The sequence below is a fragment of the Cellulomonas hominis genome, assembly GCF_901521055.1.
Taxonomy (GTDB): domain Bacteria; phylum Actinomycetota; class Actinomycetes; order Actinomycetales; family Cellulomonadaceae; genus Cellulomonas; species Cellulomonas endometrii.
The window spans coordinates 1-14,739 of record NZ_CABEGA010000027.1 but is presented as its reverse complement, the minus strand read 5'-3'; the positions used below and the strand labels follow the sequence as shown (position 1 = coordinate 14,739).

Sequence of the window (14,739 nt, the reverse complement as noted above, 5' to 3'; positions counted from 1 at the left end):
CTCAGGCCTCGAGGTCGTCGGCGACGGCGCGCAGCAGGGTGGCGACCTGCTCGGCGCGGGACTTCTCGGGGTGACGACCGCGACGCAGGTCGTTGCCGACCCGGTCGAGCACCTTGATGAGGTCCTCGACGATGACGGCCATGTCGTCGGCCGGCTTCCGGACGGTCTTCGCGACCGACGGCACGGGGTCGAGCAGCTTCACGGACAGCGCCTGGGGCCCGCGGCGGCCGTCGGCCACGCCGAAGTCCACCCGGGTGCCCGGCTTGGGGGAGCCGATGCCCGCGGGCAGGGCGGAGGCGTGGAGGAACACCTCGGTGCCGTCGTCGGCGGCGATGAAGCCGAACCCGCGATCGGTGTCGAACCACTTGACCTTGCCGGTGGGCACTGCGATCCCCTGGTGTGTCGTCGGAAAGTGCGGACCGGCGTCGGCCCGCACGTCACCAGGCTACCGGTCAGCCGAGCGCCACGTCCGCGTCGCCCGCGTCCGCACCACCCGGTAGCGCCTGCAGGTGCGGCACCGGCTGGTACACGGTCGCGAGCAGGGCGCGGGCCTCCCGCAGGGCGGTCAGGTACACGAGCGAGACGTGCAGCGCGGAGTACGGCGAGCGGATGCTCGGCACCTGCTCCTCGGCGATCGCGTCGAGGTAGGCGTCGAGCACGTCGCAGGCCGCGACGACCCGGGCGCTCGGCTGGGACCGGTGCAGCTCGGGGTCGAGGTCGGCCACGGGGACGTCGAGCAGCTCGGACACGATGCGCACCAGGGCCTCGGTCGACGCCTCCAGCGGGTCCTGCGGCGCGAGGATCTCGGCGGCGCGCGTCCGGGCGAGGGCCATGAGCGGGATCTCGTCGTCGTGGTGCCCGGCCGTGGCCAGCACCTCGAGGATCAGCATCGCGCGGAACCGCTCCCGGCCGAGCAGCACGAGGGCCTGGTGCAGGTTGCGCACCGTGCGGCCGGCGCCGGACACGGAGTTGACGACGCGGAACACCTTGAGCGCGATGGCGGGGTCGGCGGCGGTCAGCCGGGCGAGCCGGCGGTAGGACACCTGCGGGTCGCCGAGCTGGACGAGCAGCCGGCCGGCCACCATCGCGTGGTGCGCGAGCGCCGGCCGGGTCAGCACCGTCGGGCGGCGGAAGTGGTAGCCCTGGAACAGGTCGAAGCCGGCGTCCTGGGCGGCGAGGAAGTCGGTCTCGTCCTCGACGTGCTCGGCGACCAGGGCGGCGTGCGGCGCCTCCTGGCGGAGCTGCGCGGCGAATTCCGCGAGCCGGTCGCCGACGTCGGACATGTCGACCTTGACGTAGTCGCACAGCGGGAGCAGCCGCCAGCGGGCGTCGCCGGGGACGAAGTCGTCCAGCGCGATGCCGAAGCCCAGCCGGCGCAGGCGCTCGACGCCCGCGACCACCTCGTCGTCGCCGGGGACCTGCTCGAGGACCTCCAGCACCACGCGGTGCGGGTCGAGGGCGACGGGGAGCTCGTCGACGATGAACGACCGGGGCACGTTCACGAACAGGTCGCCGTTGCCCGCGAGGTCCTCGACGCCGAACTCCGTGAGCGTCGCGACGATGACGGTCGCGGTCGCCCGGTTGTCGTCGATGCCGGGGCGCACGCCCGAGTCGACCGCCTGCGCGCTGGCACGGAAGAGCAGCTCGTGCCCGATGGGGCGCGAGAGCACGTCGTAGATGCCCTGGCGGGCGACGCACACCTCACGTGTGGCGCCGGGCATCTGCCCGGCGGTGATCCCGGCCATGCGTGTCCCTCCGGTCGGCGCGCACGGGTCGCCCCGCGACGGGGGCATGACACCTGGTTCATCGGCACGAGCGAGGCTGACCTGAGCCGTCGACCGGGTGGAGCCGCTGATCAGCCCGCGCCCGGCCCCCTCGGCCCCTCGGCCCCCTCAGCCGTCCGAGAGCCGGTCCAGGGCGAGCGCCGCGAGCACCGCCGGCCCGACCGCGAGCGCCCCGTCCTCGAACCGCGCCTGCGCGGAGTGGTTGTACGGGGCGGTGCGCGGGTCGTTGTCGGCGAGGGTCGCGCCGACGGCGACGTAGGTGCCGGGCACCTCCTGCAGGACGTAGGAGAAGTCCTCGGCACCGGCGAGCGGCTGGGGCGCGTCGCGGAACGCCCGCTCGCCGAACAGCCCCCGGGCCAGGCGGGCGGCGCGGGCGGCCTCCCCGGGCGGGCTCGACGTGACCGGGTAGCCGCGCTGGTAGTCGACCGTGACGGTGAGCCCGTGCGCCGCGGCGACGCCCTCGCACACCCGGGTCAGGCGCTCGGGGACGACGCGGTGCACGTCCTCGGAGAACGACCGCACGGTCGCCTCGATGCGCGCTGTCGACGGGATGACGTTGTCGGTGGTGCCGGCCTCGATCTTGCCGACGGTGACGACGACGGGGTCGAACACGTCGAACTGCCGCGTGACCACGGCCTGCAGGGCGAGGACGATCTCGGCGGCGACGGGCACGGGGTCCAGAGCGAGGTGCGGCATGGAGCCGTGACCGCCGCGCCCGTGCACCGTGACGTGCACCGTGTCGGCCGCGGCGAGCATGGTCCCGGGCCGGCCGGTGACCATCCCGGTCGGCAGCAGCGCCGACAGCACGTGCAGCCCGTACGCGGCGACGACCCGCTGGCCCGCGGCGTCCAGGACGCCCTCCTCGATCATCAGCCGCGCGCCGTGGTCGCCCTCCTCCCCCGGCTGGAACATGAGGACGACCGAGCCGGCGATCTCCTCCCGCCGGGCGGCCAGCAGCCGCGCGGCGCCGACGAGGCCCGCGACGTGCAGGTCGTGCCCGCACGCGTGCATGACGCCCGGGTTCTCCGACGTGAACGGCTCGCCCGTGTCCTCCGTGACCGGCAGCGCGTCCATGTCGCCGCGGAGCAGCACCGCGGGACCGGGCCGCCCGCCGCGCAGCACCGCGACGACGGACGACAGGGCGGTGCCGGTGGTGACCTCCAGCCCGAGCGGCTCCAGGGCCTCGAGCACCAGCGCCTGGGTCCGCGGCAGGTGCAGGCCCACCTCGGGGGTGCGGTGCAGCGCGTGCCGCAGGGCGGCGATGTCCGGGAGCTGGGCCTGGGCGGCGGCGCGCAGGTCGGCCAGGACGGCGGGTTCGAGCGGCATGTCGCGCCTCCGGTCGGACGTCGGTCGGCTGACTGCGAACGTACCCCCGAACCCGGTCCCCGGCGCGTCCCTGCGGCGGGCCGGAACGTATCGTGGTGCGGATGGCCACGTTCAGCGAGCACCTGCGCAGCAGGTCGGACGACGAGCTGGTCCGCCTGCTCCTGCGGCGGCCGGACCTGGCGCACCCCTCACCCGCCACCCTGACGTCCCTCGCCGCGCGTGCGACCAGCCGGCCCAGCCTCGAACGGGCGCTCGCGGGGATCGACGCCGCCGTCCTGCAGGCGGTCGAGGCCGTGGTGGCGCTGGTCGAGGGCGCCGGCCCCGACGCCGGTGCGCGGGCCCGCGACGTGGTGGCGGCGGTCGGGGCGTCCCGCGCGGAGGCGCCCGCGGTGCGCGCGGCGGTCGCCGCGGCGACGGAGCTGGCGCTGCTGCACCCGGTCGGCGGCCGGGCGAACGACCCGCTGCTGCGCCCGGCCCCCGGCGTCGCCGAGCTGCTCGGGCCGTCCGTCGCGGGGCTCGCGGCCGCCGGACCCCGCGACCCCGCGCCCGAGGCGGTGGCGGGGCTCCTCGCCCAGGCGCCCGCCGCGGGCCGTGCCGTCCTGGACGCGCTCACGTGGGGACCGCCCGTCGGGGTGCGGCCCACCGCGGGCCCCGCGGCCGACGCGGTGACCGAGCTGCTGCGCCTCGGGCTGCTCGCCCGCGCCGACGACCGGCACGTCGTGCTGCCCCGCGCCGTGGCGCTCGCGCTCCGCGACGGCCGCACCCACCGCGGCCCCGCGACCGCGCCGGCCCCCGAGGACCTGCCGCGCCGGGACCCCGCCCTCGTCGAGGCGGAGCACGCCACCGCGGCCGAGCGCGCCGCACGGCTGGTCGCCGGGCTCGTCCGGCTCTGGGAGGCCGCCCCGCCGCCGGTGCTGCGGGCCGGCGGCGTCGGCGTCCGGGACCTGCGGCGCGCCGCGCAGGCCCTGGAGGTCACGGAGGCGGAGGCGGCGTTCGTGATCGAGCTCGCCGGCATCGGCGGGCTGGTCCGGGACGACGGCGAGGAGTCCCCGCACCACGTGCCCACCACCGCCGCGGACGAGTGGCTGTCCCAGGACCTCGCGACCCGGTGGGCACGTCTGGCCGCCGGGTGGTCGACGACCACGCGGACGCCCTCGCTGGTCGGCACCCGGGACGACCGGGGCGGGGTCCGGGCGGCGCTCGGCCCGGAGCTCGGCCGCCCGTGGGCCCCGCGGCTCCGCCAGGCGGTGCTCGGGCTGCTGGCGGACGCGCCGCCCGGCACGGCGTTCGACCCCGGGCAGGTCCGCGCGGCGCTGTCATGGCGCACGCCGCGGGCGGTGCCGCCGCTGGACGCCGTCGAGGCCGTGCTGCGCGAGGCCGGGTGGGTCGGCGTGCTCGGCGCGGGGGCCCTGTCGGCCGCCGGGCGCGCGCTGCTCGACGACGGCGACCGGGTGCCGGCGCTCGCGGCGGCCCTGGAGGCGGCCCTGCCCCCGGCGGTCGACGACCTGCTGCTCCAGGCTGACCTCACGGGCATCGTCCCGGGCCGCCCGGGCCAGGAGCTCGAGGCGCTGCTGGAGACGTGCGCGCGGGTCGAGTCCCGCGGCGGCGCGGTGACCGTCCGGTTCACGCCGGAGTCCGTGCGGTCGGCGCTGGACGCCGGGGCGACCGCCGACGACCTGCTGGACGACCTCGCCCGGCACGCCCGCGGCGGCGTCCCGCAGCCGCTGGAGTACCTGGTGCGGGACGCCGCGCGCCGGCACGGTCGGCTCCGCACCGGCGCGGCCTCCTCCTACGTCCGCACCGAGGACCCGGCCCTCCTCGCCGGCCTGGCCGAGGACCCGCGGCACGCGTCGCTCGGGCTGGTGCGGCTCGCGCCGACCGTGCTCGCCGCCCAGGCGCCGCTGCACGAGCTGCTCGCGGCCCTGCGCGCGCACGGCCTGGCACCGGTCGCCGAGACCCCCGACGGGCAGGTCCTGCACGCCGCGCCCACCGTCCGGCGGGTCGCCGCGAGCCGGCACCGCGGCGGGGACGAGCCGGCGCGCGGGGCGGTGCCCCCGGCCGAGCGGGCGACCGCGCTCGTCGGGCTGCTGCGGCGGGCCGAGGCGGCACGGACCGCCTCCGCGTCCTCGCCCGCCTCCGCGTCCTCGCCCGCCTCCGTGTCCTCCGCCGCCTCCGTGCCCTCCCCCTCGACCGCCCCCACGCTGCGGGAGCGCGCCGCCGGGGTCACGGCCGGGACGGCGGCCGCGCGCGGGGCGGCCGGCCGGGGAACAGCCGACCCCGCCGAGGCGTTGGGCCTGCTGCGCGAGGCGGCGGCCGGGCACACCGAGGTGTGGCTCGACCTGGTCGGCTCGCGCGGCGACCTGGAGCGGCGGCGCGTGCGGCCGGTGCGGGTCGACGGCGGACGGGTGCGCGTGGTCGACACCGCCCGGGACGCCGAGATCGTGGTCGCGGCCCACCGCGTCGCCGCGGTCACCCCTGTCGACGACCACGACACCCCCGACGACGTCCGGAGGACGAGCCCCGTATGACCGACGGACCCCTGATCGTCCAGAGCGACAAGACGCTCCTGCTCGAGGTCGACCACGACCGGGCGGAGGCCTGCCGCCGCGCGATCGCCCCGTTCGCCGAGCTCGAGCGCGCGCCCGAGCACGTGCACACGTACCGCCTGACCCCCCTCGGCCTGTGGAACGCCCGCGCGGCGGGCCACGACGCCGAGCAGGTGGTGGACGTGCTGCTCGAGTACTCCCGCTACCCGGTGCCGCACGCCCTGCTGGTCGACGTCGCGGAGACGATGTCCCGGTACGGGCGCCTGCAGCTCGTCGCGGACCCGGTCCACGGGCTGGTCCTGCACGCGCTCGACGCGGCGGTGCTGGCGGAGGTCCTGCGGTCCAAGCGGACCCAGGGCCTGGTCGGCGAGCGGCTGGACAGCACCGACGTGGTGGTGCACCCCTCGGAGCGCGGCACGCTCAAGCAGGCGCTGCTCAAGCTCGGCTGGCCCGCGGAGGACCTCGCGGGCTACGTCGACGGCGAGGCCCACGCGATCGACCTCGACACCTCCGGGGAGTCGAACCCAGGCGCCGACGGCGCACCCCGCCCGTGGCAGCTGCGCCCGTACCAGGCCGAGGCCGCCGACGGGTTCTGGCACGGCGGCTCGGGCGTCGTCGTGCTGCCCTGCGGGGCCGGCAAGACGCTGGTCGGCGCCGCGGCGATGGCCCGGTCGAAGACCACGACGCTCATCCTCGTCACCAACACGGTGTCCGCCCGGCAGTGGCGCGACGAGCTGATCCGCCGGACCACGCTGACCCCGGAGGAGATCGGCGAGTACTCCGGTGCCCGCAAGGAGATCCGGCCGGTCACGATCGCGACCTACCAGGTGCTGACGATGCGCCGCAAGGGCGTCTACCCGCACCTGGAGCTGCTGGACGCCCGCGACTGGGGCCTCGTGGTCTACGACGAGGTGCACCTGCTGCCCGCGCCGATCTTCCGGATGACCGCCGACCTGCAGGCGCGCCGCCGCCTCGGCCTCACCGCCACGCTGGTGCGCGAGGACGGCCGCGAGGACGAGGTGTTCAGCCTCATCGGGCCGAAGCGGTACGACGCCCCGTGGAAGGACATCGAGGCGCAGGGCTACATCGCCCCCGCGGACTGCGTCGAGGTCCGCCTCACGCTGCCCGAGCGCGACCGGATGCTGTACGCGACCGCCGAGCCGGAGGACAAGTACCGCCTCGCGGCGAGCGCCCCCGGCAAGTCGGACGTCGTGCGCCGGCTGGTGGCGAAGCACACCGGGGAGCCGACGCTGGTCATCGGCCAGTACATCGACCAGCTCGAGGAGCTCGCGGACGACATCGGCGCCCCGGTGATCACGGGCTCGACCAGCGTGAACGAGCGGCAGCGGCTGTTCGACGCGTTCCGCGCCGGCGAGATCACCACGCTCGTGGTGTCGAAGGTCGCGAACTTCTCGATCGACCTGCCCGAGGCGTCCGTGGCGATCCAGGTGTCGGGGTCGTTCGGCTCCCGGCAGGAGGAGGCGCAGCGCCTGGGCCGGCTGCTGCGGCCGAAGGGCGACGGGCGCACCGCGCACTTCTACGCCGTGGTGGCGCGGGACACCGTCGACCAGGACTTCGCGGCGCACCGGCAGCGGTTCCTCGCGGAGCAGGGCTACGCGTACCGGATCGTCGACGCCGAGGACCTGGAGCAGGCGACGGAGGAGCAGGCCTGACGTGCGCAGGGGCCCGCCGGGTGGGAACCCGGCGGGCCCCTTACTCGTTGCGGCGGACGTACGCCTGAGAAAGGATCACCAGGTGCCGTCGCTCCGCCGCCTGTCCGTGCTCGTCCCGCTCGTCGGTCTCCCGCTGCTGGTGGCCGGCCCGGCGTCCGCCGCCGTGCCCGCGGTCGAGCCCGTGCCGCTCACCAGCGAGGTCACGGACGACGTCGACGTGCTGAGCAGCGGCGACGAGCAGCAGGTGCAGGCCGCGCTGGACGAGCTGGCCCAGGAGACGCCGTACCAGCTGTACGTGGTCTACGTGGACGACTTCGAGGAGCAGTCCGGCTCGGAGTGGGCGCAGGCGACCGCCGCGGAGTCCGGGCTCGGCGCGGACGACCTCGTGCTCGCCGTGGCCACGGAGTCCCGGCGGTTCGCGCTGGCACCGGAGTCGACGGGTGAGCTGTCCAGCGACGAGATCCAGCAGGTCAAGAACCAGGTCGAGGACCAGCTGCGGGACGACGACTGGACCGGTGCCGCGGTGACCGCCGCGGAGGGCCTGCAGTCCGCGGCCACCGGCGGCGGCGCGGGCGGTGCGATCGGCGGGATCTTCGTGGTCGGCCTGGTCGTCATCGCGGGCGTCACCGGCCTGGCGTGGCTCGCGTCCCGCCGCCGGCGTCGCGCCGCCGAGGCCACGCAGGGCGCTCCCGGCACCGGACCCGCACAGCCGGCCGGCCCGGTCGACGAGCTCGCCGCGCTCCCGACGCCCGAGCTCGACCGCCGGTCCTCCTCCGCGCTGGTCCGCATCGACGACGCGATCCGCTCGTCCGAGCAGGAGCTCGGCTTCGCCCAGGCCGAGTTCGGTCCGGACGCCACGCGCGAGTTCGAGCAGGTGCTCGCCCAGGCGAAGCAGCAGGTCACGGAGGCGTTCCGGCTCCGGCAGACGCTCGACGACGACCTCCCGGACACCGAGCCGCAGATCCGCGACACCGCGATCCGCATCCTGCGCACCGTCGGAGCGGTGTCCACGGCGCTCGACGGGCAGCAGGAGTCGTTCGACCGCCTGCGCCACGTGCGGTCCCGTGCCGGCGAGGCCCTGGACGCGCACGAGCGGTCCGCCGCCACGCAGCGGGCCCGCGTCGAGGCCTCCCGCACCGCCGTCGCGTCGCTCGCCGCGACGTACCCCGCGAGCGCGCTCACGTCCGTCGCCCCGAACCCCGACCAGGCCGACCGGCTGCTCGACGAGGTCGCGAACGCCGTGCGGCTCGGCCGGGAGGCCGTCGAGTCCGGGGACCGCGACACCGCCGTCCGGTACGCGCAGGCCGCCGAGGAGGCCCTCGGCCAGGTGAACACGCTGATCGGTGCCGTCGAGCGCGCGGGCGCCGACCTCGCGACCATCGGCGCCCGGCTGGACGCCGCGATCGCCTCCATCGGCTCCGACGTCGCCGACGCCGACCGCCTCGCGCCGCGGGACCCCGAGGTCGTCGCGCGGGCGGACGACGCGCGGGCCGCGATCGCCGACGCCCGCGCGGCGCGCTCCGGCACGGGCGACCCGCTCGCGGCGCTGCGCCGCATCACCGACGCCGAGGCCGCGATCGACTCCGCGCTCGCGCCGATGCGCGAGGCGCAGGACCGCTCGCGCCGCGCCGCCGTCCACCTCGAGGAGGCGCTGGGCCGGCTGGACTCCGCGCTGCGCGGCACCACGGACTTCGTCGACACCCGCCGCGGCGCGGTCGGCCCCGAGGCCCGCACCCGGCTGGCCGAGGCCGGCCGGCTGTTCAACGCGGCGCTCGACCACCGCACCACCGACCCGGAGCGGGCCCTCGACAGCGCCCGCCGTGGCGAGCAGCTCGTGGTCGAGGCGCAGCGCCTGGCCCAGCGGGACGTCGAGTACGCCGAGCAGCAGCAGCTGCAGGGCTCGTACGGGCGCGGTCGCGGCGGCATGGGCGACACCGTCAACGGCATCGGCGGCATGGTGCTGGGCGGCATCCTCATCGACTCGATCCTGCGCGGCGGTGGCGGCGGCTTCGGCGGCGGCTGGGGCGGCGGCGGCGACGGCGGGGGCTTCGACGGCGGAGGCTTCGGCGACGGCGGGTTCGACGGCGGGTTCTGATCGTGTTCGGCAGACGGAAGAGACGAGAGAGGCACGAGGCGATGACCGAGAAGCAGAGCATCTTCGGACGGATCACCCAGCTGGCGCGGGCGAACATCAACGCGCTGATCGACCAGGCCGAGGACCCGCAGAAGATGCTGGACCAGCTGGTGCGCGACTACACCAACTCCATCGCCGAGGCCGAGAAGGCCATCGCGCAGACCATCGGCAACCTGCGCCTCGCCGAGCAGGACTACAACGAGGACGTCGCGGCGGCCCGCGAGTGGGGCGCCAAGGCGCTCGCCGCGTCGTCCCGCGCGGACCAGTACCGCCAGGTCGGCGACGCCGCGAACGCGGACAAGTTCGACAACCTCGCCAAGATCGCGCTCGGCAAGCAGATCACCGCCGAGGGCGAGGCCCGGGACGCCGAGCCGATCATCTCCTCGCAGCGCGAGACGGTCGAGAAGCTCAAGTCCGGGCTCGCGCAGATGAAGGACAAGCTCGGCCAGCTCAAGCAGCGCCGCGACACCCTCGTCGCCCGGCAGAAGTCCGCCCAGGCGCAGCAGACGGTGCAGACCGCGATCTCCTCGATCAACGTGCTGGACCCGACGAGCGAGCTCGCCCGCTTCGAGGAGAAGGTGCGCCGCGAGGAGGCCATGGCGATGGGCCAGGCCGAGATCGCCGCGTCGTCGCTGGACTCGCAGTTCGCGGAGCTCGAGGCCTCCGGCGAGCAGCTGGAGATCGAGGCGCGGCTCGCCTCGCTGAAGTCCGGCGGCCAGCCGCAGCAGATCGGCGCCACCCCCGTCACGCCGCAGATCGAGGCCTGACAACGCGCACGCGAACGGCCCGGCTCCCCTCGGGGGGCCGGGCCGTTCGTCGTGGAGGCGGACCGGGTCAGACGGCGGCGCGGTCCCCCGCCCGGGCGGCGACCAGACCGGCGAAGGTCGCCGCGACCCGCGCGCCGTCCGCCCGCATCCGGTCGTCGGCCGCCGCGACCGCCGCGTCGACGGCGGCGACCTCGGGCTCGGGGTCGCCCGCGTCCACCGCCCAGCGGTGCATCGTCTCCGGCGAGGCCTCGGGGTGGAACTGCACGCCCCAGGCCCGCTCGCCGACGCGGAACGCCTGGTACGGGTACATCCGGGACGCCGCGAGCCAGGCGGCGCCCCGCGGGAGGTCCACCACCGCGTCGGCGTGCATGGTCGGCATCGGGGTGCTGCGGGTGCCCGCGGCCTCCGCGTCGGCGGCCAGCCCGCCCAGCAGCGGGTCGGCGGCCGCCTCGGGGCGCCACCGCACGTCGACGACGCCGGCCTCGGGCCCGGGAGGGGCGGCGACGTGGACCTGGCCGCCGGTCGCGACGGCCAGCAGCTGCGCGCCCAGGCAGATCCCGAGCGTCGGGACGCCCGCGGTGACGGCGTCGGCCAGCAGGGCGCGGGTCGCGGTGATGCCGGGCTCCTGCTCGTCGTGGGCGGACATCCGGCCGCCGAGGACCAGCAGCCCGTCGAGGTCGCGGGCGGGCCCGGCGTCCTCGCCCGCGTGCGCGCGGACCAGGCGGACCCGCACACCGTCGAGGTGGTCGGCGAACCGGTCGAGGGGGACGGTGTCGTCGAGCTGCACGACGGTCAGCACGGGCTGCTCGTGCTGCTCGACGGGCTCGACGGGCGGGGTGGTGGCAGAGGCGGCGCTCACGAGGCAGCACCGTACCGCCTGCGCGCCGCGACCAGGTCGCTCCCAGGAACTGTTCAGCATCCGGGCGCACACTGGGTGCGTGACCGCAGCGACCCGCACCCCCGAGGCCCGGCTGCTCGTCGTGGACGACGAGCCGAACATCCGCGAGCTCCTCGCGACGTCGCTGCGCTTCGCGGGCTTCGAGGTGCACGCGGCCGCCGACGGTGCCGCGGCCCTGCGCCTCGCCCGCCAGGTCCAGCCGGACCTCCTGGTGCTCGACGTCATGCTCCCCGACATGGACGGCTTCACCGTCACGCGGCGCCTGCGGGAGAAGGGCCAGCACGTGCCGGTCCTGTTCCTCACCGCGCGCGACGACACCGCCGACAAGATCACCGGCCTGACCGTGGGCGGGGACGACTACGTGACCAAGCCGTTCAGCCTGGAGGAGGTCGTCGCGCGCATCCGCGCGGTGCTCCGCCGCACCCAGGTCGGCGAGGTCGCCTCCGCGAGCGTGCTCGGCTACGAGGACCTCGAGCTCGACGAGGACAGCCACGAGGTCCGCCGCGCCGGCCAGGTGGTCGACCTGTCCCCCACCGAGTTCAAGCTGCTCCGCTACCTGCTGCTCAACCCCGGCCGGGTGCTGTCCAAGTCGCAGATCCTCGACCACGTCTGGCAGTACGACTGGGGCGGCGACGCCAACATCGTCGAGTCCTACATCTCCTACCTGCGCCGCAAGGTCGACCAGGTCACCGGGCCGGACGGCACCAAGGTCGTGCCGCTGATCCAGACCAAGCGCGGCGTCGGGTACATGCTGCGCAAGCCGAGCGGGACGTGACCGGGCCGACCCAGCAGCACGCCCCGGACCGCGACCGGCTCGGCGGCGTGCTGCGCCCCGTCCGCGAGCTGTGGGCGCGGACGCCGCTGCTCGCACGGCTCGTGGGCATCAGCACCGTGCTGCTCGCCGCGGGCCTCGCGATCGCCGGCGCCACCACGACGACGATGCTCTCGAACTACCTGGTCGACCAGGTGGACGCCCGGCTGCGGGCGCAGACGGCCTCGTACAGCAAGTCCATCCTGGTGTACTACCGGACGCACGAGAGCCTCGACGCCGTCGGTCAGCCGGAGTGGGGTGCCTACTCCGACTACGCCATGCGCGTGGAGATCCTCGACGACGTCGCCACCGTCCCGCCGTCCGTGACGACGTCGGACGAGTACGGCAGCCCGCACCTGCCGGAGGTCGACCTCGCCACGCTGGACGAGCCGGTCGTCTCGACGACCAGCGGCACGATGCGGGGGTCCGCGTGGCGCGTGATCACGACCCCGGTGCTCGCGTCCGCCGACGACGACACGACCGTCGGCTACGTCATGCTCGCCCAGCCGCTCGGCCTGGTGCAGGACACCGTCCGCCGCGCCGCGCTGCTGCTGTGGTCGAGCGCCGTCGCGATCCTCGTCATCGGCGTGGTGGTCGGCACCTGGGCGGTCAAGCGGTCCCTGCGCGGGCTGCGGGAGATCGAGGGCACGGCCGCGCAGATCGCCGCCGGCGACCTGTCCCAGCGCGTCCCGCCCGCCCCCGAGACCACCGAGGTCGGCCGCCTGGGCGCGGCGCTCAACGGGATGCTCACGCAGATCGAGGCGGCGTTCGACGCGCGCACGGCCTCCGAGGAGCGGATGCGCCGGTTCGTCGCGGACGCCTCGCACGAGCTGCGGACGCCCATCGCGGCGATCCGCGGCTACGGCGAGCTCTACCGGATGGGCGCGCTGACCGAGAAGGACCAGGTCGACGACACCATGCGGCGCATCGAGCAGTCCGCCACCCGCATGGGCGGCCTGGTCGAGGACCTGCTGGCCCTGGCCCGGCTCGACGCCGACCGCCCCGGGCGCTCCGAGCCCGTCGACCTCGCGGTGCTCGCCACCGACGCGGCGCACGACCTGCGGGCCATCGACCCGACGCGGGAGGTCCGCGTCGGCGCGCTCGACGGTGCGGCCGCCCGCGACGACGACGACCTGCCGGCCACGGTCGTGCTCGGCGACGAGCCGCGGCTCCGGCAGGTCCTCGCCAACCTGGTCGGCAACGTCGCCCGGCACACCCCCGCCGGCACCCCGGCCGAGCTCGCCGTCGGGCGGGTCGGCGACCGGGTCGTCGTCGAGGTCCGCGACCACGGGCCCGGGATCGCGCCCGAGCACGCCCGCCGCGTGTTCGAGCGCTTCTACCGGGTCGACGCCAGCCGCACCCGCGAGGGCAACGGCTCCGGCGGCGGCGCCGGGCTCGGCATGGCCATCGTCGCGGCGATCGTCGAGGCGCACCACGGCGAGGTCGCGATCACCGAGACCCCGGGCGGCGGGACCACGGTCCGGGTGGCGCTCCCGGCGGGCGACGAGCCGGCCCGCTGAACCGGGACGAATCACCCCGTTTCGTGACCCCGCGACGCTGCGCCGGTCTCCTGGCATGGGGCTACGATGGCGCGTCCGAGCAGGGTCGTCTGTCGCAGTGAGGCTGTTCCATGGGCGTCTACGACGCGCCACAGTGGTTGTTGTCCGCGTTCATCCGCAGCGCGAAGGGGGCCGGCGCCACCGCCGACACCGAGCGCATCCGTGACGTCGGTGCCGACCTCATCGAGCGGTGGACCGACCCGGGCCGGAGCTACCACAACCTCCGGCACCTGACCGACGTGCTGGCCCGCGTCGACGAGCTCGCCGAGGAGACCCACGAGCCCGACCTCGTCCGGCTCGCTGCCTGGTACCACGGCGCGGTGTTCGACGCCGCGCAGGTCGCCGCCTACGCCAACCGGGGCGGCGAGGACGAGGTCGCGTCCGCCCGGCTCGCGCGCGAGCAGCTGACCGACCTGGGCGTCCCGGCCGGGAGCGTCGACCGCGTGCACCAGCTGGTCATCGCCCTGGTGCGGCACGCCGCCGACCCGACGGACTTCGACTGCGCTGTGCTGTGCGACGCCGACCTCGCGATGCTGGCCGCCGAGCCGCAGCGCTACAAGTCCTACCTGCACGACATCCGCGAGGAGTACGCCGACATCCCGATGCAGGACTACCTGCGGGCGCGGGAGCGGATCGTGCGGAAGCTGCTCAAGCGGTCGAGCCTGTTCGTCAGCCCGCTCGGTGCCGCCTGGGAGGAGCCCGCCCGGCAGAACCTCGCCGCGGAGCTGCACAAGCTGGAGAAGGTGCTCGCGCAGATCGAGGCGGACGAGCCGGCGGCACACCCCGGCGACGCCGCGGCCCCGGGTGGCGCTGGTGGCTCGGGCGGTGCTGGTGGCCCGGGCGGTGCGGCTGGCCCGGGCGGTGCGGGTGGTCCCGTGCCCACGCCGCAGCCCGTGCGGCGCGGCGCTGGTGCGGGTGCCGGCGCGGGTGCCGGCGCCGGCGCCGGCGCGTGACGATCCTCCTCGACCCACCGCTCTGGCCCCGGCACGGCCGCTTCTGGTCGCACCTGGTCAGCGACACCTCGATCGCGGAGCTGCACGCGTTCGCCGAGCGCGCCGGGCTCCCCCGCCGCGCGTTCGACCTCGACCACTACGACGTGCCCGACGAGCGGCACGCCGAGCTCGTGGCGCTCGGCGCGGAGCCGGTGTCCGCGGGCGAGCTCATCCGGCGCCTGCGCGCCTCGGGCCTGCGCGTCCCGGCCCGCGACTCCCCCTGCCACTGCCCCGCCCCGGCCCTCCTCA

12 protein-coding genes are annotated in these 14,739 nt (G+C 76.0%); 8 read left to right on the top strand and 4 right to left on the bottom strand.

What is annotated here, in order from left to right:
• Nucleotide 1 precedes the first annotated feature (1 nt).
• The 3 genes from KJP73_RS07590 to KJP73_RS07580 form a co-directional block, all read right to left on the bottom strand.
• Nucleotides 2-385 carry a cold-shock protein gene (locus KJP73_RS07590; RefSeq protein WP_213282195.1) on the bottom strand — a complete coding sequence of 128 codons (384 nt, stop codon included), beginning with the start codon at nt 383-385 and terminating at the stop codon, nt 2-4.
• A 67-nt stretch (nt 386-452) separates the two neighbouring features.
• Nucleotides 453-1,745 carry an EAL and HDOD domain-containing protein gene (locus KJP73_RS07585; RefSeq protein ID WP_213282194.1) on the bottom strand — a complete coding sequence of 431 codons (1,293 nt, stop codon included), beginning with the start codon at nt 1,743-1,745 and terminating at the stop codon, nt 453-455.
• Between the two features lie 147 nt (nt 1,746-1,892).
• The gene (locus tag KJP73_RS07580) at nt 1,893-3,110 is read right to left on the bottom strand and encodes a M20 metallopeptidase family protein (protein WP_213282193.1); all 1,218 of its coding nucleotides are present in this window, start codon (nt 3,108-3,110) and stop codon (nt 1,893-1,895) included.
• 101 nt (nt 3,111-3,211) lie between these two features.
• On the opposite strand from KJP73_RS07580, the gene KJP73_RS19500 reads away from it, so the two are divergent.
• The 4 genes from KJP73_RS19500 to KJP73_RS07560 all read left to right on the top strand — a co-directional run bounded on the left by KJP73_RS19500 (nt 3,212) and on the right by KJP73_RS07560 (nt 10,230).
• Complete coding sequence (locus KJP73_RS19500; protein WP_213282192.1) at nt 3,212-5,638, top strand: helicase-associated domain-containing protein; 2,427 nt, start codon at nt 3,212-3,214, stop codon at nt 5,636-5,638.
• A complete protein-coding gene (locus KJP73_RS07570) occupies nt 5,635-7,329 on the top strand; it encodes a DNA repair helicase XPB (protein ID WP_213282191.1) in 1,695 nt (564 codons plus the stop codon). The genes KJP73_RS19500 and KJP73_RS07570 overlap by 4 nt, the downstream gene beginning before the upstream one ends.
• Before the next feature lie 82 nt (nt 7,330-7,411).
• Nucleotides 7,412-9,424 (top strand): TPM domain-containing protein, encoded by a 2,013-nt coding sequence (locus KJP73_RS07565; RefSeq protein WP_213282190.1) that lies wholly within the window; start codon nt 7,412-7,414, stop codon nt 9,422-9,424.
• Nucleotides 9,425-9,465: 41 nt separating this feature from the next.
• Nucleotides 9,466-10,230, top strand: a complete 765-nt coding sequence (locus KJP73_RS07560; protein WP_213282189.1) for a PspA/IM30 family protein — start codon at nt 9,466-9,468, stop codon at nt 10,228-10,230.
• Between the two features lie 67 nt (nt 10,231-10,297).
• Here the strand turns inward: KJP73_RS07560 and KJP73_RS07555 are convergent, their stop codons facing one another.
• Nucleotides 10,298-11,089, bottom strand: coding sequence for a type 1 glutamine amidotransferase (locus KJP73_RS07555; RefSeq protein WP_249669195.1), 792 nt, complete (start codon nt 11,087-11,089; stop codon nt 10,298-10,300).
• 79 nt (nt 11,090-11,168) lie between these two features.
• On the opposite strand from KJP73_RS07555, the gene KJP73_RS07550 reads away from it, so the two are divergent.
• The 4 genes from KJP73_RS07550 to KJP73_RS07535 all read left to right on the top strand — a co-directional run.
• Entirely contained in the window at nt 11,169-11,903 is a 735-nt protein-coding gene (locus KJP73_RS07550; RefSeq protein WP_213282187.1) for a response regulator transcription factor, read from the top strand.
• Entirely contained in the window at nt 11,900-13,459 is a 1,560-nt protein-coding gene (locus KJP73_RS07545) for a sensor histidine kinase (protein ID WP_213282186.1), read from the top strand. Before KJP73_RS07550 ends, KJP73_RS07545 begins: the two co-directional genes overlap by 4 nt.
• A 110-nt stretch (nt 13,460-13,569) precedes the next feature.
• Complete coding sequence (locus tag KJP73_RS07540; RefSeq protein WP_349628298.1) at nt 13,570-14,451, top strand: HD domain-containing protein; 882 nt, start codon at nt 13,570-13,572, stop codon at nt 14,449-14,451.
• A partial coding sequence (locus tag KJP73_RS07535) for a DUF4031 domain-containing protein (RefSeq protein ID WP_213282185.1) occupies nt 14,448-14,739 on the top strand: 292 nt, incomplete at its 3' end. The genes KJP73_RS07540 and KJP73_RS07535, both read left to right, overlap by 4 nt.

What these genes read in the sequence shown, in the direction of transcription:
- KJP73_RS07585 (WP_213282194.1), bottom strand. Translation starts at nt 1,745, where the DNA reads ATGGCCGGGATCACCGCCGGGCAGATGCCCGGCGCCACACGTGAGGTG.
- KJP73_RS07580 (WP_213282193.1), bottom strand. Translation starts at nt 3,110, where the DNA reads ATGCCGCTCGAACCCGCCGTCCTGGCCGACCTGCGCGCCGCCGCCCAG.
- KJP73_RS19500 (WP_213282192.1), top strand. Translation starts at nt 3,212, where the DNA reads ATGGCCACGTTCAGCGAGCACCTGCGCAGCAGGTCGGACGACGAGCTG.
- KJP73_RS07570 (WP_213282191.1), top strand. Translation starts at nt 5,635, where the DNA reads ATGACCGACGGACCCCTGATCGTCCAGAGCGACAAGACGCTCCTGCTC.
- KJP73_RS07560 (WP_213282189.1), top strand. Translation starts at nt 9,466, where the DNA reads ATGACCGAGAAGCAGAGCATCTTCGGACGGATCACCCAGCTGGCGCGG.
- KJP73_RS07540 (WP_349628298.1), top strand. Translation starts at nt 13,570, where the DNA reads ATGGGCGTCTACGACGCGCCACAGTGGTTGTTGTCCGCGTTCATCCGC.